Annotated in this window: 20 protein-coding genes and 1 CRISPR repeat array; of the genes, 10 read left to right on the top strand and 10 right to left on the bottom strand. The window is 55.6% G+C overall.

Translation table 11 applies throughout. The features are described from left to right. Nucleotides 1-3: 3 nt before the first annotated feature. The 5 genes from SCARR_RS24900 to SCARR_RS24880 form a co-directional block, all read right to left on the bottom strand. Nucleotides 4-363 (bottom strand): hypothetical protein, encoded by a 360-nt coding sequence (locus tag SCARR_RS24900; RefSeq protein WP_136064948.1) that lies wholly within the window; start codon nucleotides 361-363, stop codon nucleotides 4-6. Then, entirely contained in the window at nucleotides 356-676 is a 321-nt protein-coding gene (locus SCARR_RS24895; protein WP_136064946.1) for a hypothetical protein, read from the bottom strand. The genes SCARR_RS24900 and SCARR_RS24895 overlap by 8 nt, the downstream gene beginning before the upstream one ends. A gap of 133 nt (nucleotides 677-809) precedes the next feature. Beyond that, a complete protein-coding gene (locus tag SCARR_RS24890; protein ID WP_136064944.1) occupies nucleotides 810-1640 on the bottom strand; it encodes a metal ABC transporter permease in 831 nt (276 codons plus the stop codon). Continuing rightward, nucleotides 1633-2376 carry a metal ABC transporter ATP-binding protein gene (locus tag SCARR_RS24885; RefSeq protein ID WP_136064942.1) on the bottom strand — a complete coding sequence of 248 codons (744 nt, stop codon included), beginning with the start codon at nucleotides 2374-2376 and terminating at the stop codon, nucleotides 1633-1635. The genes SCARR_RS24890 and SCARR_RS24885 overlap by 8 nt, the downstream gene beginning before the upstream one ends. Continuing rightward, nucleotides 2376-3254 carry a metal ABC transporter solute-binding protein, Zn/Mn family gene (locus tag SCARR_RS24880; RefSeq protein ID WP_136064940.1) on the bottom strand — a complete coding sequence of 293 codons (879 nt, stop codon included), beginning with the start codon at nucleotides 3252-3254 and terminating at the stop codon, nucleotides 2376-2378. The genes SCARR_RS24885 and SCARR_RS24880 overlap by 1 nt, the downstream gene beginning before the upstream one ends. A gap of 451 nt (nucleotides 3255-3705) precedes the next feature. Between SCARR_RS24880 and SCARR_RS24875 the strand changes: the two genes are divergently transcribed. After that, nucleotides 3706-6102: a hypothetical protein gene (locus SCARR_RS24875; RefSeq protein ID WP_136064938.1), complete on the top strand. Its 2397-nt coding sequence runs from the start codon at nucleotides 3706-3708 to the stop codon at nucleotides 6100-6102. Between the two features lie 94 nt (nucleotides 6103-6196). Here the strand turns inward: SCARR_RS24875 and SCARR_RS24870 are convergent, their stop codons facing one another. Further along, a complete protein-coding gene (locus SCARR_RS24870; RefSeq protein ID WP_136064936.1) occupies nucleotides 6197-6487 on the bottom strand; it encodes a DUF167 domain-containing protein in 291 nt (96 codons plus the stop codon). 148 nt (nucleotides 6488-6635) lie between these two features. Here SCARR_RS24870 and SCARR_RS24865 point away from each other — a divergent pair, with 148 nt between their 5' ends. From SCARR_RS24865 to SCARR_RS24825, 9 genes are all read left to right on the top strand, one after another. Beyond that, nucleotides 6636-8546, top strand: a complete 1911-nt coding sequence (locus SCARR_RS24865) for a CRISPR-associated endonuclease Cas3'' (RefSeq protein ID WP_136064934.1) — start codon at nucleotides 6636-6638, stop codon at nucleotides 8544-8546. Beyond that, nucleotides 8543-9139, top strand: a complete 597-nt coding sequence (gene cas5c / locus SCARR_RS24860; protein ID WP_136064932.1) for a type I-C CRISPR-associated protein Cas5c — start codon at nucleotides 8543-8545, stop codon at nucleotides 9137-9139. The genes SCARR_RS24865 and cas5c overlap by 4 nt, the downstream gene beginning before the upstream one ends. Continuing rightward, on the top strand, nucleotides 9136-10866 hold the full coding sequence (gene cas8c, locus SCARR_RS24855; RefSeq protein WP_136064930.1) for a type I-C CRISPR-associated protein Cas8c/Csd1: 1731 nt from the start codon (nucleotides 9136-9138) through the stop codon (nucleotides 10864-10866). Before cas5c ends, cas8c begins: the two co-directional genes overlap by 4 nt. Beyond that, the gene (cas7c, locus tag SCARR_RS24850) at nucleotides 10863-11732 is read left to right on the top strand and encodes a type I-C CRISPR-associated protein Cas7/Csd2 (protein ID WP_136064928.1); all 870 of its coding nucleotides are present in this window, start codon (nucleotides 10863-10865) and stop codon (nucleotides 11730-11732) included. The genes cas8c and cas7c overlap by 4 nt, the downstream gene beginning before the upstream one ends. Nucleotides 11733-11797: 65 nt before the next feature. After that, complete coding sequence (locus SCARR_RS24845) at nucleotides 11798-12307, top strand: four helix bundle protein (protein ID WP_136064926.1); 510 nt, start codon at nucleotides 11798-11800, stop codon at nucleotides 12305-12307. Beyond that, a complete protein-coding gene (gene cas4, locus SCARR_RS24840) occupies nucleotides 12307-12978 on the top strand; it encodes a CRISPR-associated protein Cas4 (protein WP_222846452.1) in 672 nt (223 codons plus the stop codon). The genes SCARR_RS24845 and cas4 overlap by 1 nt, the downstream gene beginning before the upstream one ends. Before the next feature lie 30 nt (nucleotides 12979-13008). Next, complete coding sequence (gene cas1c, locus SCARR_RS24835) at nucleotides 13009-14031, top strand: type I-C CRISPR-associated endonuclease Cas1c (RefSeq protein ID WP_136064922.1); 1023 nt, start codon at nucleotides 13009-13011, stop codon at nucleotides 14029-14031. 107 nt (nucleotides 14032-14138) lie between these two features. Then, complete coding sequence (gene cas2, locus SCARR_RS24830; RefSeq protein WP_136064920.1) at nucleotides 14139-14432, top strand: CRISPR-associated endonuclease Cas2; 294 nt, start codon at nucleotides 14139-14141, stop codon at nucleotides 14430-14432. A 179-nt stretch (nucleotides 14433-14611) separates the two neighbouring features. After that, a CRISPR array of direct repeats spans nucleotides 14612-15903; the repeat unit is 33 nt; unit sequence GTCGCCCCCCGCACGGGGGGCGCGGATTGAAAC. 427 nt (nucleotides 15904-16330) lie between these two features. Continuing rightward, nucleotides 16331-16786, top strand: coding sequence for an IS30 family transposase (locus tag SCARR_RS24825; protein ID WP_136064918.1), 456 nt, complete (start codon nucleotides 16331-16333; stop codon nucleotides 16784-16786). Nucleotides 16787-16882: 96 nt separating this feature from the next. On the opposite strand, the gene SCARR_RS24820 is transcribed toward SCARR_RS24825, so the two are convergent. From SCARR_RS24820 to SCARR_RS24805, 4 genes are all read right to left on the bottom strand, one after another. Beyond that, nucleotides 16883-18412 (bottom strand): sulfatase family protein, encoded by a 1530-nt coding sequence (locus SCARR_RS24820; RefSeq protein ID WP_136064916.1) that lies wholly within the window; start codon nucleotides 18410-18412, stop codon nucleotides 16883-16885. 42 nt (nucleotides 18413-18454) lie between these two features. Next, nucleotides 18455-20005, bottom strand: coding sequence for a sulfatase family protein (locus SCARR_RS24815; protein ID WP_136064914.1), 1551 nt, complete (start codon nucleotides 20003-20005; stop codon nucleotides 18455-18457). A 113-nt stretch (nucleotides 20006-20118) separates the two neighbouring features. After that, nucleotides 20119-20562: a glycoside hydrolase family 95-like protein gene (locus SCARR_RS24810; protein WP_136064912.1), complete on the bottom strand. Its 444-nt coding sequence runs from the start codon at nucleotides 20560-20562 to the stop codon at nucleotides 20119-20121. Further along, the gene (locus SCARR_RS24805; protein ID WP_136064910.1) at nucleotides 20552-20803 is read right to left on the bottom strand and encodes a hypothetical protein; all 252 of its coding nucleotides are present in this window, start codon (nucleotides 20801-20803) and stop codon (nucleotides 20552-20554) included. Before SCARR_RS24805 ends, SCARR_RS24810 begins: the two co-directional genes overlap by 11 nt.

Here is a 20803-nt window from a genome sequence, read left to right as displayed (position 1 = left end):
GGGCTAGGCGGCCATGCGATGCTTGCCGTTGGCTTGGAAGCGGCCAATGGCTTGGCGGAGCTTGAAGTGCGCGTCGCCTTGAAGCTTTAGGAAGAGGCGGTGTCCTTTGCGGGTTTGGAGCACATAGACCGGGTTGATGGTGCGGCGGTGGGGCATGAACTGCATCCAGCTCGTCAAAAAGTAGACGGGCGATACTTCGGAGCGCGTGGCGAGGCGCAAATAGCAGACCGCCGCCAAATTGATGGACCGGACGGGAAAGAGGCCGAACAGACGGCTAACGATTTGGTCGCCGCATAATTCGTAAGAGAAGATGGAGCCGAGGCCGGCCGAGCTGAGATTCGTTTTTCCGATGGCCCTAGGCATGATGCATCGTACCGAGCTTGTTTTTTAGGTCGATGTGGGAGCCTTGTTCCAGACGCATGAAAATGCGCGGTGAGGTTTCGGTGGCTTGCAGGGTGTAGACGGGGCAGAGCGTCCGGCGCGACGGTATGAAGTTGAACCAATTAAGCCGGTTGAGCTTGGTGACATCCTCATCTGCGGCTTCGCGCAAATCCATCACCTTTTTCAACGGAATCCGGTTCAGGGTAAAGATGCGGAAAAGTTTCGTGTTCAGCGATTCGGCGGTTAGCTCATAGCTGACGAATAATCCCACATCCATATCAATTAGGTTCAGCACTCGTTTATTCATGCTGAATGTATTAGCAGGGGACGTGCCATGTAGCGTGGACAGGCATAAATAAGTGCTGAGAGAGTGTATTTACTGTGCCGCGTAAATTCGAAGCCGTCCAGGGGTTCTTATAAACGAGAAACTAGCGCTTATTGAACGCCAAGGATGCAAGATATGTGACGCCGGCCAAAATAATGATGGTGGCGCCGGCGGGCAGGTCGGGCTGGTAGCTGACGGCTAGGCCGGCGGAGGTTAAGACCGCGCAGATTCCCGCCGCCAGCGCCATCATCGAGCCCATGCGCAGGCAGAAGCGGCCTGCAATGGCGGCCGGGAGCGTCAGCAGGACAATCACCATCACGATCCCAACGATGGACACGAGCAGCACCACCGTGAGGGCGGTGAGCGCCAGCATCAGGAAATAGAAAAACTGGGTGTTGATGCCGCGCAGCCGGGCAAACTCTTCGTCGAAGCAGACGGCCACAAACTGCTTGTGGAACAGCAGCGCCGTTCCGGCAATAAGAACGTCGAGGCCGACGATCAGCTGCAGGTCGCGCTGCGTGACGAGCAGAATGTTGCCGAACAGGTAGGACATCAGATCCTCGCCGTAGCCCGGCGTCTTGGAAATGAACAGAATGCCGACCGCCATGCCCATGCCCCAGAAGGCGCTGATCACCGTGTCGATCCGCTCCTTGGCCTTGATGTTGACCCAGCCGATGATGAAGGCGGCGGCCAGCGCGGCCAGCAGGGCGCCGAGCATGGGCGTCAGGAACGACCAGCCGTGGACCACCTGCATGTAGCGCGCAAAACCCATGCCGCCGAGCACGCAGTGGGCAATCCCGCCGGCCAGATAGGTGATGCGGCGGGTGACGACATAGGTGCCGACAATGCCGCACGAAACGCTGGCGAGCAGTCCGGCGAGCAGGGCATGCTGCAAAAAGCTGTGATGGAGCAGGGCCTGGAAAAACTCACCCATGGCGTTGCTCCTGGTCGTGGCGGACCATGTGGACGTGTTCGCCGTACATGTCGTGAATAATGTTTTCGCCGATCTCGCTGGTGGGATGCACATGCACCTGCTTGTTCACGCAGACGACTCTTTCCACATAGCTTGAGACAAAGGCGATGTCGTGGGAAACCACAATGACGGTGAGGTCTTTGTTGAGCTCCTGCAGCAGCTCATAAAGTTCCTTTTCCACATAGTCATCGAGGCTCGACGTCGGCTCGTCGAGCAGCAGCAGCTTCGGCTCGGAAACCAATGCGCGGGCAATCAGCACCCGTTGGCGCTGCCCGCCGGAGAGCGCGGCCAGCGGGCGCTTCTCGATTTTTTCGAGCCCGACGCGGGCCAGCATGGCTCGTGCGGCTTCGTGGTCGGCTTTGGAGTAAAAGCCCAGGCTCCGCGTTTTTCCCAGCCGGCCCATCAGGACCGTATCGAGGGCGGTGACCGGGAAACTGGGGTCAAGGCTGGCGTATTGCGGCAGATAGCCGATCCATTTTCGGCCAAGGGTTGGAGCCTGCCCGAAGACCGACACGGTTCCCTTCTGCGGTTCCAGCAGTCCGAGCATTACCTTAAGAAGCGTGGTCTTGCCTCCGCCGTTGGGGCCCACCATGCAGATGAACTCCTTGTCGGCAATCGTCAGGCAAGCATCCTCCAATACGGTAACGGGGCCGTAGGCAAAATCGAGGTTTTTAATTTGGATGGGAGGGTTGGCCATTATTGTTCCAATGCTTGGACAATACTTTCGGCGATTTTCCGCAGGTTGGCAACAACATCTTCGGCCAGTGGATCGAGCTGGACGACGCGGCCGCCGATGGCGTCGGCCACCGCCTTGGCGCTGCCGGCCGGAAACTGCTTCTGCACAAACACCACCTTCACGCCGTCCTCCTGAGCTTGTTCAATCAGCGTGGCCAGCTGGCGCGGGGAGGGCGACTTGCCGTCGAGCTCGATCGGCACCTGCTGCAGGCCGTACGCATCGGCAAAGTAGCCGAACGACGGATGGAAGACATAAAAGCGCGCGCCTTGGTGCGGCTTCAGCATGGCGCGGATCTCCGCATCCAGGTTTTCGAGCTCGGTGCTGAGCGCCTTAAAGTTGCTGCGGTAGGCGGCGGAGTTGCTGGGATCAATTTTTTCCAGGGTTTGGTACATGGATTCCGCAACGGCCAGCGCGTTGAGCGGATTGAGCCATACATGCGGATCCTTCGCACCATGGTCGTGGGTGCACGCCTCGCCATGATGGGCGTGCGGCAGGTCGCGCAGCCTGATTTGATCCTCCGTTCCAACGATTGGAAGATCGGGGTAGAGCGGAACAATCTTCTTGAGCAGCGCCGTTTCAAACGGAACCCCAATGGTGAACAGCGCGTCGGCTTCGCCCAGCTTGGCGAGCTGCCGGGCAGTCGGCTCGTAGGCATGGGGCGACTGCCCCTCGCCAACCAGCGTGGAGACTCCAAAGAGGTCGCCTGCAACGGCTTTGGCCAGGCCCGCCTGTGGGGGAATGCTGACGAATACCGACGGTTTTCCGCTCTTGGGTTCATCCTTTTTTTCCGCGCATCCGAACAGGAGCAGCGCCGCTAAAATGTATATAGTACCTTTCATGTCCCGAATTGATGTCCTATCCGTCGTTTAATGTCAACAGCATCGCCCGTATTTCGACAGGCCGTAGGAAGTCGGTTGAGTCCTGAATCACACTTCTCTCTTATAGTTTGCTTGATATGCGTAAGAATAAAAGAATTATATTTGGGTATTTGGATGCCTAAATAAAATATTACAGTTAAAACTTAGATATATAACAAAAAAGATTTGTTGACTTGGTGCCGCCGAGGCGTAGATTTCCTTCCTAGGGAAGAGTTATTACGGGTTGTTCGAATTCGTAAAAATAGCCACCCGTCATAGCTCGTAATCCCATTGAACGGGAGAAAGTTATGAGTGCAGCAAATACCATGACAATGCGCCTTGCAGTGCACCACCTCATTGTTGCAGATGCCCAGTCCTTGTCCCTGCCCCCGAAGTGCTTCTTTAAATTTATCCCTGCAGGAGCGGCGCACCAATGGGAAAGAAAGTGGCCCTAGCGCGAGCATCCACACAATTCGAATATGAACTCACTAAATTTATTAATTTGAAGGGAGACAAGAGAATGAAAGCGATAAAAATGTTCACCACCATGGTTCTGCTGAGCCTATTGATTGTGGTGTCCGGTGCATATGCAGAGGGAGAGAAGGTGTTGACCATCTATTTTGCCGGAACAACGATGCATGAAAACAGCAGCTTTGATGACTATGGCGAAGGTTATTCTGAACTGCTTTCGAAGCTTTATAGCGATGATAATTCAACTCCGGTTGAAATAAGCAGCGGGCTTGTTGGAGCAGGTTTGGACTGGTGGTTTAAAGCAGAAATTCCCCCAGAATCCGGGCCTAAGTACAAAGCTTTTATTGACGGCATTGGGATACATTACGATGGGGATAAGATCGAATCGTGCCCCAATACAATTTGGGTTGTTAATTGGTTCAAAGATGTAGGTTGTGAGGCATTGCCTTTTCAAACGTCGCGGGGTTGTAGGAATTATGATATTCCCAAAAGCGAGGCAGGTAAGGCGTTTTGGGAGTTTGAACAGAATGCTGGAAGTGGAGACCTTATAGTCAACCTGATTGGGTTTAGCCGAGGGGGTATATCGGCCATGCAGTTGGCGGGTGTGCTGAAACGCTATCCACGGCCGGTTAAAATAAACATTCTAGCCATTGACCCGGTCCCAGGAGTCAATACTGGGAATGGCGTCGATGGATTGGTTTCTAAAGGTTTTGATTTAGATTTTAGTGTAAGCAACGAGGTCAATCAATATGTGGGGCTTTATGCTGAGGATGAAAGGACTGTCCGATTCGAACCTATGTTGCCTCAGATTAGCACGGAGATTCAAAGGCATATGCTGTATTCTCTTCGAGGCAGCCATGAAACGCTGGTCGGAAACCCTGATGCAGACGGTCATCCGGGAAAGGGCACAGATGAGCCCGATGACCGCTTGAGAAATGTTTATAATGCATGCCGGATGATGGCTGAACGGTTATTGACCTCGCCTGAATGGGGCTCGGTTTCGTTAAAGAGTGCGTTCGGTGAACTTAATCCAAAGCAAGCATTCGCAAATTATATTCAGGAAATGAACAACTATCCTGCTTCCGGCTATTACAGGATCCAGCTTCAAACTTTTGATGATCTTAGATATTCGATGTATGACGGCTTTGGAGGTGAGCATGATCATTACCATGAGCGGGGTTTCGAAATATTATACGATGGAAGCTTGGTTGGATTCGAAGGACATCATCTGTATGAAAGGTTGATGTTTAGGTGGCCGTATCATTTTGATGAAGACGGGTATAAGGATATAGCAGTTTTTTATCTTAATCAAACCACTGATGAGTTCGTATCATATGACTCTGCGAATGATCCGGGAGGGCTCAGGGTAAGAGAGGGAAAGAGTAAGTGGAAAATCGAACCTGCGGATCAGCCAGTAATTAAGTCTCTATATGGGGGGCATTATTGGGAGAAAGCAGGTGCTGCTTGGGACAGAATGGAACTGCTCCGAGGCTGCCCAGTTCCTGATGTTGCAGATCTTTCTCCGACCAATGGACGATGCTCCTTCGCGTTGACGGTTCCAACCGCGACTGATAATACGGCTGGTGAAATATACCAACTAGAGGGAATTCCTGTTGTGAAATCCGGGGATCCTATTTTGGCATATGGGGATCCTGTTACAGTTATTATAACCAACCCGGGAACATATACGGTGACATGGGCCTATTACGATATAGACGGCAACACATCGACCCAAGATCAAGAGGTGATTGTCTTGAACATTCCGCCGGTATCCGATGCCGGAACAAACCAGGCGGTTTATGCTTGGATCGATGGATATGCGCCGGTGCTGCTGGACGGAACAGGGTCGTATGACGACGATGGGAATGCCTTGGAATATTTCTGGTATAACGTCGCGGATGAACTGATCGCAACAGGGGCCGTGGCAAATGTGCAACTGCCGGTTGGAGAGAACGCCATCAAGCTGGTCGTCAATGACGGTTACGATGATTCGGAGCCGGACTCGTGCGCCGTGACGGTGGTCGCAGCGCTGGAGGCAAGAGCATCATTACGTCCGCATTATTTGAGTCGGCGCAGGAGCCGGCGAACGTTGACCGGTCGGTTGGAGCTGACAGGGCTGGGTATGGTGCAGAGCGACCTGAATGAACCCATGGTGTTGATGCCGGGCGGCGCTGTCGCCAAACGCATGAAGCTCAGAACCAGCCGGTGGTTTAGCCGGTCGGTTCGGCTGGAGAGCCGGTTTGATTGTACTGCGCTAATGGGAGCGATAGAAGGTCGCGGCAATGTTGAATGCATCATTGCAGTTAAACTGCGCAGCGGACAATGGGTGTACGGTACGGAAACCGTATCGGTTAGGTGATCATCTTGATCTGCTGATTGTTAAGGCTGAATGCATGAATGGCAGAATGGTTTTCCCCGACGGGGTTAAAGTTGTTCTGCCACTTCGTATAGACTCAGGTCAGTGCGTTCAACGCCGCCCGCATTTTGTCGGAGGGGCTTGAAAACTTCAGTCGTTTATTCCGTCCGGTTTCGCCGGAAAGGATCTCGATGCTTGCGCGCGAAACCTTCCAATGCTTGGAAAAAAACTTAACCAAATAGGCATTGGCCTTGCCATCGACCGGCGGCGCCTGGATGCGCACCTTCAGCGCGTCGCCCAGCAGGCCGGCAATGCCGTCCTTCGAAGCGCGCGGCACCACCCGCACGTTCAGAATAATGCAACCGTCTTTTTCTTCGTAGCAGGGCATGTCGTCTCCTTTTAGTCAATCGAAGGCAGATCTTGGCACAAACCTGAGGGTATTGCGAATCATGAGAGCACTTATCATGTATTTGCAAAGACGAAATAAGAAGCAAAATTATGGACAGATAGAATCAAGCGTTTAAGATGGATGTCTTATGCCGTACTATGCCCACAGCAAGGAAGGAGCGCCGCCAGCAGACTGGCAACCGCTCGAAGAGCATTTAGAGAGCGTCGCCAAACTGGCGGCGGAATTTGCCGAACCCTTCGGCGGGGAGGAGTGGGCGCGGCTCGCGGGCCTCTGGCACGACCTTGGAAAATATTCCAACGAGTTCCAGAAAATGCTTTATGAAGCCAACGGCATTGAATGCCATTTGGAAACCAAACCCGGAAAGCCGATCCATTCGCAGGCGGGCGGGCATTTGGCGCAACAGAAAATGACGCGGGGCATGGATCGCGTCTTCTGTTGGTTGATCATGGGGCATCACGCCGGGCTGGCTGATTATGGTTCGGATCAAACGGGCGCAAGAGCGCTTGAACCGAAAATGCGCACGCCTGACGAGTCGGACGTGATTATTAAAAAAGTGCCGGAGGGAATAAAGAACCAGTCCGAACCTGAGCCACCGAAACCGTTGCAAAATGGTGCCGATGTCTCCTTCTTCATCCGCATGTTGTTTTCCTGTGTGGTCGATGCCGACTTTCTCGACACCGAAGCCTTCATGGATAAGGGCAGGGAAAAGTTGCGGAACGAAGAATATCCCAAACTCGACGAATTGCTCGCCGCTTTCGATAAGCATATGGATGGCATGTGCAAAGATGCTAAACCAACGAAAGTAAACCAAATCCGAGCAGAGGTATTGGATCAGTGCCGGGTTGCAGCGGAAAAAGAACCGGATGTCTTTTCGCTGACGGTTCCAACGGGTGGGGGGAAGACCCTTTCCTCGCTGGCGTTTGCGCTGCGGCATGCCGTTAATCATGGGAAACGGCGCATCATTTACGTGATACCCTACACCAGTATCATCGAGCAAACGGCCGGGGTGTTCCGTGGAATTCAAGGGTTTGGAAAGGCAGTGCTGGAGCATCACTGCAACGTGGCGACCGATGACGAAAGCAAGGAGAGCGTGCGCAGTCGGTTGGCCTTCGAAAACTGGGATGCGCCGATTGTCGTAACCACCGCCGTACAGTTCTTCGAATCGCTATATGCCTGCAAAACCAGCCGTTGCCGCAAGCTGCACAATCTGGCAGACAGTGTCATCATCTTCGACGAAGCCCAATGCCTGCCTCCAAGCTTTCTGCGTCCATCGGTATTCGCCATCCGCGAGTTGCACCGCCACTACGGTGTGACGCCCGTACTCTGTACCGCAACCCAGCCCGTATTGACCCAAACCAAGCAGTTTGATTTCAACTTCAAGGAAGGTTTCGAGTCGGTCGTGGAGATCATCGAAAATCCTGCTTCGCTCACGGACGACCTCAAGCGCGTGGGGGTGGAAACCTTTTCCAATCTAAACCCTGTTGCCTACGAAGCAGTTGCCGAAGCCATCCGTGCAGCAAGCCAATCCGTCCTTTGCATCGTCAACAAAAAGGAGGACGCCCGGACGTTGGCGAAACTATTGCCGGAACAGCAGACCATCCATCTCTCCACCAACCTGTGCGCCGAACACCGTTTCCAAACCTTGGGGAAAATTCGGGCTCGGCTGAAATCCGAAGGAGAACCATTCTGCGTGGTCAGCACCTCGCTGGTCGAAGCCGGGGTTGATCTCGACTTTCCCGTGGTTTATCGCGCCCTCGCCGGGCTTGACTCCATTGCCCAGGCCGCCGGACGCTGCAACCGCGAGGGCAAGCTCCCCGAAGGAACAACCGTCGTCTTTGTGCCCGAGAAGCAACCTGCCTATGTCCAGTCGCCCGCCTCCCTTGCTCGGGATTATCTCAAGGTAGACCGGCTCGAAAACATCTTCCTGCCAGAAACCTTCCGAAGTTATTTCGAGCAACGCTTTTTCCAGCTCGGCGAAAGTGCGCTCGATGAAAAGGGCATAGCGGCGAGAACGCCTGCTTCACCCGGCCAGAGATGAAAGTGGAGCGCGTGTCGTATGAGGTCATGACGCCCTCCGCTGCGCGCGGCATCTTGGAGGCGATCCTGTGGAAGCCCGCTATCAAGTGGAACATTCTTCAGATCGACGTGCTCAAGCCGATCAAATGGGAATCGGTGCGCCGCAACGAGGTCGGAAAGAAGGCCACTAAGCCGACCGCCGCCCATCTTCGTGGCGAAAGCTCAACACCGCTTGGATTGTTTATTGAAAAAGAACGCCAGCAACGGGCGGGGTTGTTTCTGCGTGATGTCGCCTACGTCATCCACGCCGAGTTGGAAATGACCGAACGAGCCGGGGAAGGGGACTCCGTCACCAAGTTCACCGAAATGTTTATCCGCCGCGCTTCAAAGGGCGCCTGCTTCCACCGCCCCTATTTCGGCTGTCGCGAATTTCCCGTCGATTTTGAGTTCATTCCGAAAGACGCCGATCCGCTTCCATCCCTTGGAACCGATCGCGATCTAGGCTGGATGCTCTACGATATGGACTACTCTGGAGCGGAACCCATGCCCCAGTTTTTCCATGCCCAAATGGAAGACGGCTCGATCAACCTGCGAAACGTGGAGGTGCGCTCATGATCCTCAAAGCCCTGGCCGATTACTATCAGCGCCTGGCCGATGATCCGAACACCGAAATCGCCCCGCCGGGCTTCGAGCGCAAGCCCATCGACTTCCTCGTTGTGTTGAACGCGGATGGCAGTTTTGAAAACCTGCGTGATATTCGTGAAGGAACCGGAAAAAAACGAAAGGGACGCGTTTCGCTTGTGCCCAAGGGCGTGAAGAAAACCTCCGGCATTGCCGCCAATCTGCTGTGGGATACAGCTCCGTATGTCTTTGGATACAATCCCGAAAAGCCGGATCGCGCTGAAAAACAGCTCGAAGCGTTTATTGAAAAAATCGAACAAAATTTCAATGGTTGCGCGGATTCTGGAATCCAGGCCGTTCTTTCATTTCTGAAGAAAGGAAGTTTCGAAGCGGTTTTCAGCCATGCGGTTTGGAACGATCTCGAAGAGGCGGGCGGAAATATTTCCTTTTCGCTTTCCGGAGATATGCAGCTGGTTTGTCAGCGCTCCAAAGTGGTTTCCGCAATTCTTGAAAGCGCGGGGCCGGAAGGGGAGACGCAAACCTGTTCCGTCAGCGGGCAGGAAGATGTCCCGGCTAAATTGCATACGGCGATCAAAGGGGTTTGGGGTGCGCAGTCCTCTGGTGCCAACATCGTTTCTTTCAATCTCGATTCGGTAGAATCATTCGGGAAAAAGCAGGGGAATAATGCTCCGATTGGACAGCGAACCGAGTTTGCCTACACCACCGCGCTGAACCATCTGCTTGCCTCCGAAAAGCAGCGGATGCAGGTGGGCGATGCCAGCACAGTGTTCTGGGCAAAGAATGCTTGCGGTTTCGAGGCGGACTTTCTCGACTACCTTGCCCCGAAAAAAGGCGAAGAAGCGGTGGATTACAGCAAGATCAAGGGGTTGCTGTCCGCCGTCAAAACCGGCATTCCGCCCGAAGAGGCAGACCAGCCGTTTTATGTCCTTGGCCTTGCTCCGAACGCCGCACGCATCGCCATCCGCTTTTGGTACGAGGGCAGCGTGAAGGAAATTAAGGAGCGGGTGGTGGAACACTTCCTGGACTTGGAAATGGTTCGCGCGCCTCATGATCCTGAGTTTCTCTCGCTGTTTCAGTTGCTGGTTTCAATGGCAACGGAGCGGAAGGCGGACAACATTCCGCCGAATCTCGGAGGGGATGTCGCGCGGGCGGTGCTCGCCGGAACCGCTTATCCTCGCACGCTCTTCGCCAACGCCATCCGCCGATGCAAGGCGGAGCAGAATGTTGGCTTCGCCCGTGCATCCATCATAAAAGCATTTCTCGTTCGCAACGCCCGTATTTCAAAATCAAATCAACAGGAGGTCTCCATGGGACTGGATAAAACATACGACAACATTGGATACGTGCTCGGCCGGCTTTTCGCCGTGCTCGAACGCATACAGGAACAGGCGCAAGGGAAAGGCCTGAACAAGACGATACGCGACACCTATTTCGGTGCCGCCACCAGCTCGCCGCTCGTCACATTTAATCGGCTCGACCAGCTTTCGGTGCATCACTTGGCAAAGATGCGCAATTCCGGCAAGAACACCGTCTGGCTGGATAGGTTGTTGGGAGAGGTGAATGGGCTTCTCCCGAAAGAGGGGATACCGCCCATCCTCAGCCTCGAAGATCAAGGCCGTTTCTCAATCGGCTACTACCACCAACGCCAGGACTTTTTCACGAAGAAGGAATTAATCGAAGAACAAGGAGAAGACGCATGAGCACACCCATCAATAATCGCTATGAATTTGTACTGTTGTTCGATGTGAAGGACGGCAATCCCAACGGCGACCCCGACGCTGGCAACCTGCCACGCATCGACCCCGAAACCGGCAACGGACTGGTGACGGATGTTTGCCTCAAACGCAAGGTGCGCAACTACGTCACATTGTCCAAAGGCGAACAGCCGCCCTTCGAAATTTATGTGAAAGAGAAGGCCGTTCTTACTACTCAACAGAAGAAAGCCTACGATGCGCTTTCGGCAGAAGAAAAGGATGGTGCAACTACTGCCGAGCAGGCGAGGGCGTGGATGTGTAAAAACTTTTTCGATATCCGCACGTTCGGCGCTGTGATGTCGTTGAAGGAATTCAACTGCGGTCAGGTGCGCGGTCCGGTTCAGCTTGGCTTTGCCCGCAGCAAGGATCGAATCTTCACCGGAGAACACACCATCACCCGCATGGCTGTTGCGACGGAAGCGGAAGCGGTAAAACAAAAAGGCGACAACCGCACTATGGGGCGCAAGTTCACCATTCCCTACGGCCTCTACGAAGTGCACGGCTTCATCTCTGCGCCACTGGCCAAGCAGACCGGGTTTTCCGAAGACGATTTGACGTTGTTTTGGGATGCGTTGCTGAACATGTTCGATCACGACCGTTCCGCCGCACGAGGCGAAATGGCCCCGCAGAAGCTGATCGTCTTCAAGCATGCTTCCGAACTCGGTAACGCTCCTGCGCAGAAGCTGTTCAATTTGGTGACGGTGGCGAAAAACTGCGGCGAAAATCCGCCTCGCGCTTTCAATGACTACACTGTTTCGCCGATTGATCCGCAGGATGTTCCTGATGGGGTGGAGCTGATCGAGATGCTTTGACGCAAGCCGGAGGGCTTGCGGTTTGAAATAGCAGATATGAAATTTGAGATGGAGCGAAGCGACCTATGAAATACGCAAACTTCGAGGATGTTCCGGTTTGGAAGGATGGGATTAAACTGACGGTGAAGGTTTTCGAAGCGACGCGCGATCCGTCTTTCCGCGGGCAGGGCGATATTGCGAACCAGATCCAGCGGGCGGCGCTTTCGGTGCCAAACAATATTGCCGAAGGCTTTGAGCGGGGAACTACGCCGGAGCTGCTGCAGTTCCTCTATTATGCCAAAGGCTCGGCCGGAGAGGTGCGTTCCATCTGCCATGTCATCGAACGCATAAGCACGTTCGATCATTTGAAATCTCAAATTTCAGATCTCAGATTGCTGGCGAAAAGCATTTCTCGCCAGCTCGGAGGCTGGGCGTTTTCGCTGCAGGAGTCGGACATTAAGGGAACCCGGCATCTGACGGCCCAGTCCAAGGCTTCCTATCAGCAAAAAGGAAAGGCCGAGGCGTTCATGGAGGACCTCAAAAGGCAGCAAGAGGAGCGGCTCGAACAGCTGAAGCGGGAGCGGGGGCTGGAATAATGTTTTCCGATTCCGACCTCCTGCCGCTCTCGGCCTTGCAGCATTTCATCTATTGCCCGCGCCAGTGCGCCCTGATCCATCTCGAACAGCAGTGGACGGAAAACCGCTTCACCGCCGAGGGCCGGGCGCAGCACGAACGCGTCGACCGTCCCGAGCACGAAATGCGGGACGGCATCCGCTATGAATATGCCGTGCTCCTGCGCTCCCTGCGCCTCGGGTTGATCGGCAAGGCGGACACGGTTGAATTCCGCCTCCAGCCTATGGCTGGAGATTTCAAATTTCAAATTTCAGATCTCAAATCACAGGAACAAACGCTCCGCGTCTTTCCTGTGGAGCACAAGCACGGCCGCCCGAAGCCGACGCATTGCGACTGGGTGCAGCTCTGCGCCCAGGCGCTCTGCCTCGAAGAAACGCTCGGCGTCGAGATCGGGGAGGGCGCCATCTTCTACGGCTTGCCGCGCCGCCGGCAAGCCGTGGAGTTCACTCCTGAGCTCCGCGCCGAAACCGAGCAGACCGCCGCCGCGCTGCACGAACTGATCCGCATCGGAAAAACGCCGCCCGCCGAATATGACGAGAAAAAGTGCGACGCCTGCTCGCTGCTCGAAACCTGCATGCCGAAAACGCATCGGCCAGTCGCCAGCTATCTGGCCGATGCGTTATCTGAAATCTGAAATATAAAATCTCAAATCGCCGGAGGCGTTATGAAGAAGCACCTTAACACCCTATACGTCACCACCCAGAACGCCTACCTCCACAAGGAAGGGCAGTCCGTCGTCGTCAACGTCGAAAAGGAAACGCGCCTGCGCATTCCCGTGCATACGCTCGACGGCATCGTCTGCTTCGGCGCGGTTTCCATGAGCCCCTTCCTCATGCACCACTGCGCCGAAAGCAACGTGGCTGTCTCCTTTCTCTCCCAATACGGCAAATTCCTCGCCCGCATCCAAGGCCCCGTCTCCGGCAACGTGCTGCTCCGGCGCGAGCAATACCGCGTGGCCGACCAGCCTGAATCCGCGTCAAAAATTGCCAGCAACATGCTCGTCGGCAAGCTCGCCAATGCCCGTGCCGTTCTCCGGCGCGCCCAACGCGACCACGGCGAAAACCACGAACTTGCAACCGCCGAATCCCGGTTGACCCAATACCTACGCCGGTTGGAAAATTCCATGCCCATGGATGAACTGCGCGGCAACGAAGGCGAAGCCGCCGCCTCCTACTTCGCCGCCTTCCCTCAGCTCGTCACCGCAAAGGAAGAAGCCTTCGCCTTCACCGGGCGCAACCGCCGCCCGCCCACCGATCCCGTAAACGCGCTGCTCTCCTTTACCTATACGCTTCTCGTCCACGACTGCCGCTCCGCCCTCGAAGGCGTCGGCCTCGACCCCTGCGTCGGCTTCCTCCACGCCGACCGCCCCGGGCGCCCATCCCTCGCGCTCGACCTCATGGAAGAATTCCGCGCCGTCATGGCCGACCGTTTGGTGCTATCGCTCATCAACCGCCGACAGATCCAGCCCAAGGATTTCAACGACTCCGCCGGCGGCGCCGTCTCCATGACCGACGCCGCCCGCAAAGAGCTCCTCAACGCCTGGCAAAAGCGCAAGCAAGAGGAAATAACCCATCCCTATCTCGGCGAAAAATGCAAAGTCGGCCTCCTCCCGCACCTGCAGGCCCAGCTCCTCGCCCGCCACCTGCGCGGCGACCTCGAAGCCTATCCTCCCTTCATCTGGCGATGAAGGAATCTAAAATATGAGATTTCAAATGAAAGATGATGAACGCAAAGCCACAGTGGCGGGATTTGAAATCTGAACTATTCGATCTCAAATCTCCCAAAGGGAGTCCTATGCTAGTTTTAGTCAGCTACGACGTATCCACCATCAACAAGCCCGGACAGCGACGCCTCGCACGCATCGCCAAAACCTGCCTCAACTATGGCCAGCGGGTCCAAAACTCCGTTTTCGAATGCCTCGTCGATTCCGCCCAATGGACCACCTTTCGCGCCGAGCTTCTCCGCCTTTACAAACCCGAAGAAGACTCCCTCCGCTTCTATTTCCTCGGCAGCAACTGGGAGCGAAAGGTCGAGCATCACGGCGCAAAGGACACCCCCAATCTCGAAAGCGGCACTCTGATCATCTGATGTTGCGAACCCCAAGCCTCCGCCAAAACCCCGGCAGGTTCGCAAACCAGCTAATCCGTTCTCTGCAAACGCTCTAACCAACTCTGTTCTTTGACAACTGAATACTGAATTACAGAATGCGGACGGTTCGCGCAAACGCGGCCATTGACTCCATGCTCCCAAGCGCTTACAACAGCACCGTCGCCCCCCGCACGGGGGGCGCGGATTGAAACAGGAAAAGCTGGCCGGTGCCACCACCGAGCTGGGTCGCCCCCCGCACGGGGGGCGCGGATTGAAACACCGTCGCGCCGGGTATTCCCCCGGCAACGCCGGTCGCCCCCCGCACGGGGGGCGCGGATTGAAACTGGAAAATGTGGGGCTTACGGGCGATGATATAGGTCGCCCCCCGCACGGGGGGCGCGGATTGAAACTGATTGCTTTGGGTTTGTATTTCGTGGGGGTTATGTCGCCCCCCGCACGGGGGGCGCGGATTGAAACATAGAGTATCTAGCGGTAATATACGTGACGATATGTCGCCCCCCGCACGGGGGGCGCGGATTGAAACACATCTATTTTCCGGGCTCTGATATACCTCCTGAGTCGCCCCCCGCACGGGGGGCGCGGATTGAAACAAATCCAGCTGGAATGAAGGAATCGTGAAATCGGTCGCCCCCCGCACGGGGGGCGCGGATTGAAACCTCCGGACAACACGCTACAATGCAGCCCATACAGTCGCCCCCCGCACGGGGGGCGCGGATTGAAACACGCGGGTGTACCAAGGTACTGCTTACCGTGCCCGTCGCCCCCCGCACGGGGGGCGCGGATTGAAACCGCCGATCAAGTCGAAAGCGCGAAACGCGAACGTCGCCCCCCGCACGGGGGGCGCGGATTGAAACAACGCCTCAGAAACCGGAGCTATATAATTGACAAGTCGCCCCCCGCACGGGGGGCGCGGATTGAAACGGTTGATCCGTGTGGTCGTTTGGCGGTGCCTGGGTCGCCCCCCGCACGGGGGGCGCGGATTGAAACTGACAAAGCCTTGCTCCGTCATAACGGCATGGCGTCGCCCCCCGCACGGGGGGCGCGGATTGAAACTTTGATCTTTCCAACGCATATGAATTTTTACAGGTCGCCCCCCGCACGGGGGGCGCGGATTGAAACTGGTACCAAAACAAAAGGAACTCCAATGATCTGGTCGCCCCCCGCACGGGGGGCGCGGATTGAAACTCGTAGGTTGCTGGGTTATTATGACCTGCGCATAGTCGCCCCCCGCACGGGGGGCGCGGATTGAAACACGCCGGGAAAGCGCCTTTTGCTGTCGCTGTTTGTCGCCCCCCGCACGGGGGGCGCGGATTGAAACAAGACTCGTGTATTGGCCCACTCCGGCGGTGATGTCGCCCCCCGCACGGGGGGCGCGGATTGAAACATCCATGAACTGATCAAACTCGGCATCACCATAGTCGCCCCCCGCACGGGGGGCGCGGATTGAAACCCATACAGCCCATAGTTATCATGTAACATACAAGTCGCCCCCCGCACGGGGGGCGGGGGCGCGGATTGAAACTTCCCCCCGGCCAAAATCATTAAACTAGCCCCGTCGCCCCCCGCACGGGGGGCGCGGATTGAAACGGTCTGTATTGGATCCGTGGTCGACGGTAGACAAGTCGCCCCCCGCACGGGGGGCGCGGATTGAAACATGATAAAAAACATTATCAGTATTAAACATTATTGTCGCCCCCCGCACGGGGGGCGCGGATTGAAACTTGGCGTGCTGTATTGCCACGTAGCCACTATGGGTCGCCCCCCGCACGGGGGCGCGGATTGAAACTCAACCGCCTAAAGGCGGGACTACAAACCTTTTGTCGCCCCTCGCACGGGGGGCGTGGATTGAAACAGTTCTCCAAACTCGTCGTTGATGCGTGAGTGGAGCCGCCGCCCTGCTCACGCTCGTTGAGCGTAAGAGCCGGAAGCTGATCATCCGCAAGATCAAGGACAAGACCCCGGCTGCGGTGAGTCGGGCCATCAATGGCATGAACGCTCCATGGGCAAGGAGGCGTTCTCAAGGTCGTGTGCGCAAGTCCATTACGGCAGACAACGGCAGCGAGTTCCTTGATTCCGCGGCATTGGAGGCATCTGAATTCGGGAGTTCGGCCCGAACCCACCTCTATTATGCGCATCCCTATTCGTCCAGGGAGCGGGGCAGCAACGAGAATACCAACCGGATGATTCGCCGATTCATCCCCAAGGGAAGCGATATAACCAAATGCACCCGCACCGCCATTCAGGAAATCGAGAACTGGATCAACCGCTATCCACGCAAGATACTGAATTTTAAAACCGCGGAAGAGTTGTTCATTCAGGAGATCGCTGCATGAGACGCACCTGGCTCAGAAAAGTTGGGCATTTTAATTTACAGTCTACCCAATTAGTCAAAAGAGGGGTTTCCTGAGTTTGGAATATCATGGAATGCTTTATTGTTCGCGGAGGCCCTTTTCCTGATATTTTTTGAGCAGGGCTTTGAGTTCGTTCGCACGCTCGGGATGTTGGCCGATGAGGTTGGCGGTTTCGCCCAGATCTTCATCCAGGTTGAAGAGCTGTGGCGGAACAGGCGGGAGGTTTTTCTTCTTGTTCCCTTTTTGCGCCGGGATGTATTTCCACGGGCCCTGCCGCAGCGCTTTGACGCCACGGGCCTGTTCGATAATCAGCTCATTTCCTGTTACGGATTTGCCGAGCAGGGCGGCGAGGACGTTCTGGCTGTCGGTGGCTTCGCCCGCCGGCAGGTCGATTTTTAGAAACTCGGCAAAGGAGGCCATGAAGTCGGTTTGGGTGACGAGCGCGGGGCTGGAGCCCGCCTTAATGGTTCCGGGCCAACTGACAATGAACGGCACGCGGGTGCCACCTTCATAGATTTGGTATTTCCCGCCGCGCAGTTCGCCGGAACTATCGTGACCGCGGTCGCTTTCTTTCGTCGATGTTTTGACAGTGCATCCATCGGCATAGCCGTCGTCGTAGACGGGGCCGTTGTCGGATGAAAAGATTACGATCGTATTTTCGGTGAGGCCGTTTTCTGCAAGCGCCTTCATGATTTCACCGGTGCTCCAGTCGAAGGCGACCATTGCATCGCCGCGATAGCCCAGTTCGGTCGCGCCGTGGAAGCGTTTGTGCGGGGTGCGAGGTACATGAATGTCCTGCGAAGCGAAGTAGATAAAGAAGGGCTTCGTTTTGTTGGCATCAATGAAGGCACGGGCCTCCTGAACGAGGACGTCGGAGTTGTCTTCGTCGTTCCACAGGGCGGTTTTTCCGCCGGACATCCAGCCGATGCGGCCGATTCCGTTGATCACCGAGTTGTTGTGGCCGTGGGTGCTGGGGTAGTAGGTCATGGCTTCGGGGTGCTCTTTGCCGTCGGGATAGGTGTCGGTCAGCTTGTTTTTATAGCTGACGGTGATAGGGTCGGCCGGGTCGATGTTGAGGATGTGGCGGTTGCGCATATAGACGCAGGGAACGCGATCGTTAGTGGCAGGGAACAGGAAGCTGCAATCGAAGCCGATTTCGAGCGGACCGGGCTTGATTTCCTTATTCCAGTCGATCGGAGTTTCGCCATCGCCGAGTCCCAGATGCCATTTGCCGAATACGGCGGTTTTGTAGCCCGCTTGCTGAAAGAGATCGGGCAGGGTGAACATTTCGGGCTTGATCGCCATGGCGGCATCACCGGGCAGGATGCCGGTGCCTTCATGGCGAAAGGCATAGCGGCCGGTGAGCATGGAGAAGCGCGACGGAGTGCAAGTGGCGGCGGCGCAGTGGCCGTCGGTAAAGACGAGTCCTTGACCTGCCAGCTTATCAATGTTGGGTGTCGGGATCATTTTAGATCCATAGACCCCCACATCGCCATAGCCGACATCGTCTCCATAGATAATGACGACATTCGGCTTGGGATTCGCTAGGACGAGACTGGCACATGCGATTGTTGCGAGCGCCATAGAGCCTAATTTAGATTTTTTCATATCAAATTTTCCTTTTGGGTTGGGGGGTTCCGGGTTGTCGGTTTATTTCTTCTTCTTTTTCCAGGACTTGGTGAAGCCAGCGGGTTTTTTCGCCTTGGCGGCCGGAGTTCTGAACACATAGGGCTCCCATTGGTCGCGAATCCGCTGCCAATCGGCAAGATCACGAGTGGGGTACCATGCAGGCCAGCCGTTTGTTTTAAAATCATATTTTTTTCCATTGCTCTCCACCCATTCCTGTACGGTTTTAGTCGTGCAGGTTTTGGGGAAGATGCCGTCTGCGCGGAAATCGGCAGACACGCCGTGATCGTTGATGGATTTTCGCCACTTGTTCAACTCCGTCAGCAACTCTTTTTTGATGGAGGCATATTTCGAATTGCCAGCCAGATTCTTTGTTTCATGAGGGTCCGTGCGCAGGTCGTACAATTCAACTTCCGGCTTGGTGGGGGCAAAGAAGGCCGCCTGAGCCGGAGTCAGCGTGCCTTTTGCATACATGACGGCCATTTCTGCAAGCATCGGGTAGTGGCCTTCTTTGTAAAAGTTGTATTGCAGATAAGGCCGTTCCGGCATCAGGTTTTGAATCAGCTTGAAGTCGTGCGAACGGATGGCCCGCATGGAATCGTGGGTTTCATCCATTTTGTCGCGCGCGGCGAAGACATATTTCCGGGTTTTGACTTCCTGGCTGAACAGGCTGGCACCGTGCAGCGGCACCGGGGGTGTTACGCCGGCCACCTCGAGAGAGGTCGCGCAAAGATCCAGCGAACTGACGAGCGACTGATTCACCTGTCCAGGTTTGATGTGCCCGGGCCAGCGGACAATCATGGGGATTCGAATGCCGCCATCATAGAGGAACTGTTTGCCGCGGATGTGGCATCGGCCATGATCCGCAATGAAGATCACGATTGTATTCCCAGCCAGCCCTTCATCTTCGAGCCGTTGAAGCAAGTCGCCGGTTTCCCGATCGACCAGCTGCATCTGTTCGAGGCCGTTGGCCCAGTCGCGACGCACAAAGGGGGTGTCGGGATAGTAGGGGGGAAGTTCGATATCTTTAATGGCGATCGGGCGAACCGGATCGCGCTTCCACGACCGATGGGTTCCGCTCAGCGTAATCCGGGCAAAGAAGGGTTGTCCGGGCTGTCGCTCTTTCCAATCGTGGCCCATAAACAGATCGTCATGGCCGCTGGGGACAAAGTTGCAGTCAATTTTTTTGCTCATCAAGCAGGTGAAATAGCCGGCCTCAGCGAGGAGGTTGGAGATGGGCTTAATGCCGTAGGGGAGCGGTTTTTTATCATTCCCCGGCGTGCGGTGCTGGGAGGCGCCGATATAGTTTTGGTGAAAACCCGTCATCATGGCCGACCGCGAGGCGGAGCAGACGGGGGCCGTGGTGAACGCGTATTCATATCGGATTCCTTCGGCGGCCAGTTGGTCCACATGCGGCGTTTGAATGCCCTTCGTGCCATAGCACGACAAGTCCGGGCACCAGTCTTCGATGGTGATCCAGAGAATGTTCGGGCGGTTATCCGCAGGGGTTCCCATGGCAAGTCCGGCAAGCAGCGAAAAAATCAGGGTCAATATCCATTGGTGTTGTTTCTTCATCAATACGTCCTGTCATTAGCGGTAAAAGAGGGTTTTATGAAGTCGAATCACTTACTCCAATATACGTCTTTGCCGTTGAGAAAAAAAGCGTCAAGCAGGTAAAATGCCGCGCCTTACTTAAACTGGACCTGAATTCTTGAATTCGGTTTGGTTTCGAAGGTTTGAACCTGAGCGCCATAGCGAACGGTGCAGGGGTTTCCTAATTTGGACAGGATGGAACACGTTGCCAGTTTTCCGTCATCCCACGTCATATCCACTTCGAAGCCGTCGCGGGCGCACAGGCCGCGCGCATGCCCATTCGGCCAAACGGAGGGCAGCGCAGGAAGCAGATGCACTTCGCCGCTGTGGCTCTGCAGGAGCATTTCCGCAATGGCGGCGGAGTGGCCGAAGTTTCCGTCGATCTGGAAGGGCGGGTTTACATTGAACAGGTTGTCGGAGGAGTTGTGGCGCAGGGCAATTTCAATATTTTCGTGCGCTTTATCCCCTTCGTTGAAGCGCGCCCAGAAGTTGATGATCCAAGCCCGGCTCCAACCGGTCGCTCCGCCGCTATGGGCCATGCGGTATTCCATAGACTTTTTCGCGGCAAATCGGAGCCACACTGTAGCCATCCAGATCCGGGGGCGCATCCGGATGGCCGAATGCGGCCACGGCATCGGCACGATGGTCATCGGCGAGAAAAAACAGAATGTTGGGCTGTTTGTTCGCAGCCAAACTCACTCCACCAAGAGCCAGACTCAGCAGGATCAGCTGGGCGAAGAGCGAGGGGCGGCCATATGGCCGTAAGATTAAATGCAGCAT

Origin of the sequence: Pontiella sulfatireligans, from assembly GCF_900890705.1 — a bacterium.
GTDB lineage: Bacteria > Verrucomicrobiota > Kiritimatiellia > Kiritimatiellales > Pontiellaceae > Pontiella > Pontiella sulfatireligans.
Note: the sequence above shows the minus strand (reverse complement) of the source record. Positions and strands in the feature narration are given on the sequence as shown.

Coding starts and splice junctions, on each gene's coding strand:
- SCARR_RS24900 (WP_136064948.1), bottom strand. CDS start 363: ATGCCTAGGGCCATCGGAAAAACGAATCTCAGCTCGGCCGGCCTCGGC.
- SCARR_RS24885 (WP_136064942.1), bottom strand. CDS start 2,376: ATGGCCAACCCTCCCATCCAAATTAAAAACCTCGATTTTGCCTACGGC.
- cas5c (WP_136064932.1), top strand. CDS start 8,543: ATGAAAGTGGAGCGCGTGTCGTATGAGGTCATGACGCCCTCCGCTGCG.
- SCARR_RS24880 (WP_136064940.1), bottom strand. CDS start 3,254: ATGAAAGGTACTATATACATTTTAGCGGCGCTGCTCCTGTTCGGATGC.
- SCARR_RS24875 (WP_136064938.1), top strand. CDS start 3,706: ATGGGAAAGAAAGTGGCCCTAGCGCGAGCATCCACACAATTCGAATAT.
- cas7c (WP_136064928.1), top strand. CDS start 10,863: ATGAGCACACCCATCAATAATCGCTATGAATTTGTACTGTTGTTCGAT.
- SCARR_RS24810 (WP_136064912.1), bottom strand. CDS start 20,562: ATGGCCCATAGCGGCGGAGCGACCGGTTGGAGCCGGGCTTGGATCATC.
- SCARR_RS24815 (WP_136064914.1), bottom strand. CDS start 20,005: ATGAAGAAACAACACCAATGGATATTGACCCTGATTTTTTCGCTGCTT.
- SCARR_RS24865 (WP_136064934.1), top strand. CDS start 6,636: ATGCCGTACTATGCCCACAGCAAGGAAGGAGCGCCGCCAGCAGACTGG.
- SCARR_RS24845 (WP_136064926.1), top strand. CDS start 11,798: ATGAAATACGCAAACTTCGAGGATGTTCCGGTTTGGAAGGATGGGATT.
- cas2 (WP_136064920.1), top strand. CDS start 14,139: ATGCTAGTTTTAGTCAGCTACGACGTATCCACCATCAACAAGCCCGGA.
- SCARR_RS24820 (WP_136064916.1), bottom strand. CDS start 18,412: ATGAAAAAATCTAAATTAGGCTCTATGGCGCTCGCAACAATCGCATGT.
- SCARR_RS24890 (WP_136064944.1), bottom strand. CDS start 1,640: ATGGGTGAGTTTTTCCAGGCCCTGCTCCATCACAGCTTTTTGCAGCAT.
- SCARR_RS24805 (WP_136064910.1), bottom strand. CDS start 20,803: ATGCTGCATTTAATCTTACGGCCATATGGCCGCCCCTCGCTCTTCGCC.
- cas4 (WP_222846452.1), top strand. CDS start 12,307: ATGTTTTCCGATTCCGACCTCCTGCCGCTCTCGGCCTTGCAGCATTTC.
- cas8c (WP_136064930.1), top strand. CDS start 9,136: ATGATCCTCAAAGCCCTGGCCGATTACTATCAGCGCCTGGCCGATGAT.
- SCARR_RS24870 (WP_136064936.1), bottom strand. CDS start 6,487: ATGCCCTGCTACGAAGAAAAAGACGGTTGCATTATTCTGAACGTGCGG.
- cas1c (WP_136064922.1), top strand. CDS start 13,009: ATGAAGAAGCACCTTAACACCCTATACGTCACCACCCAGAACGCCTAC.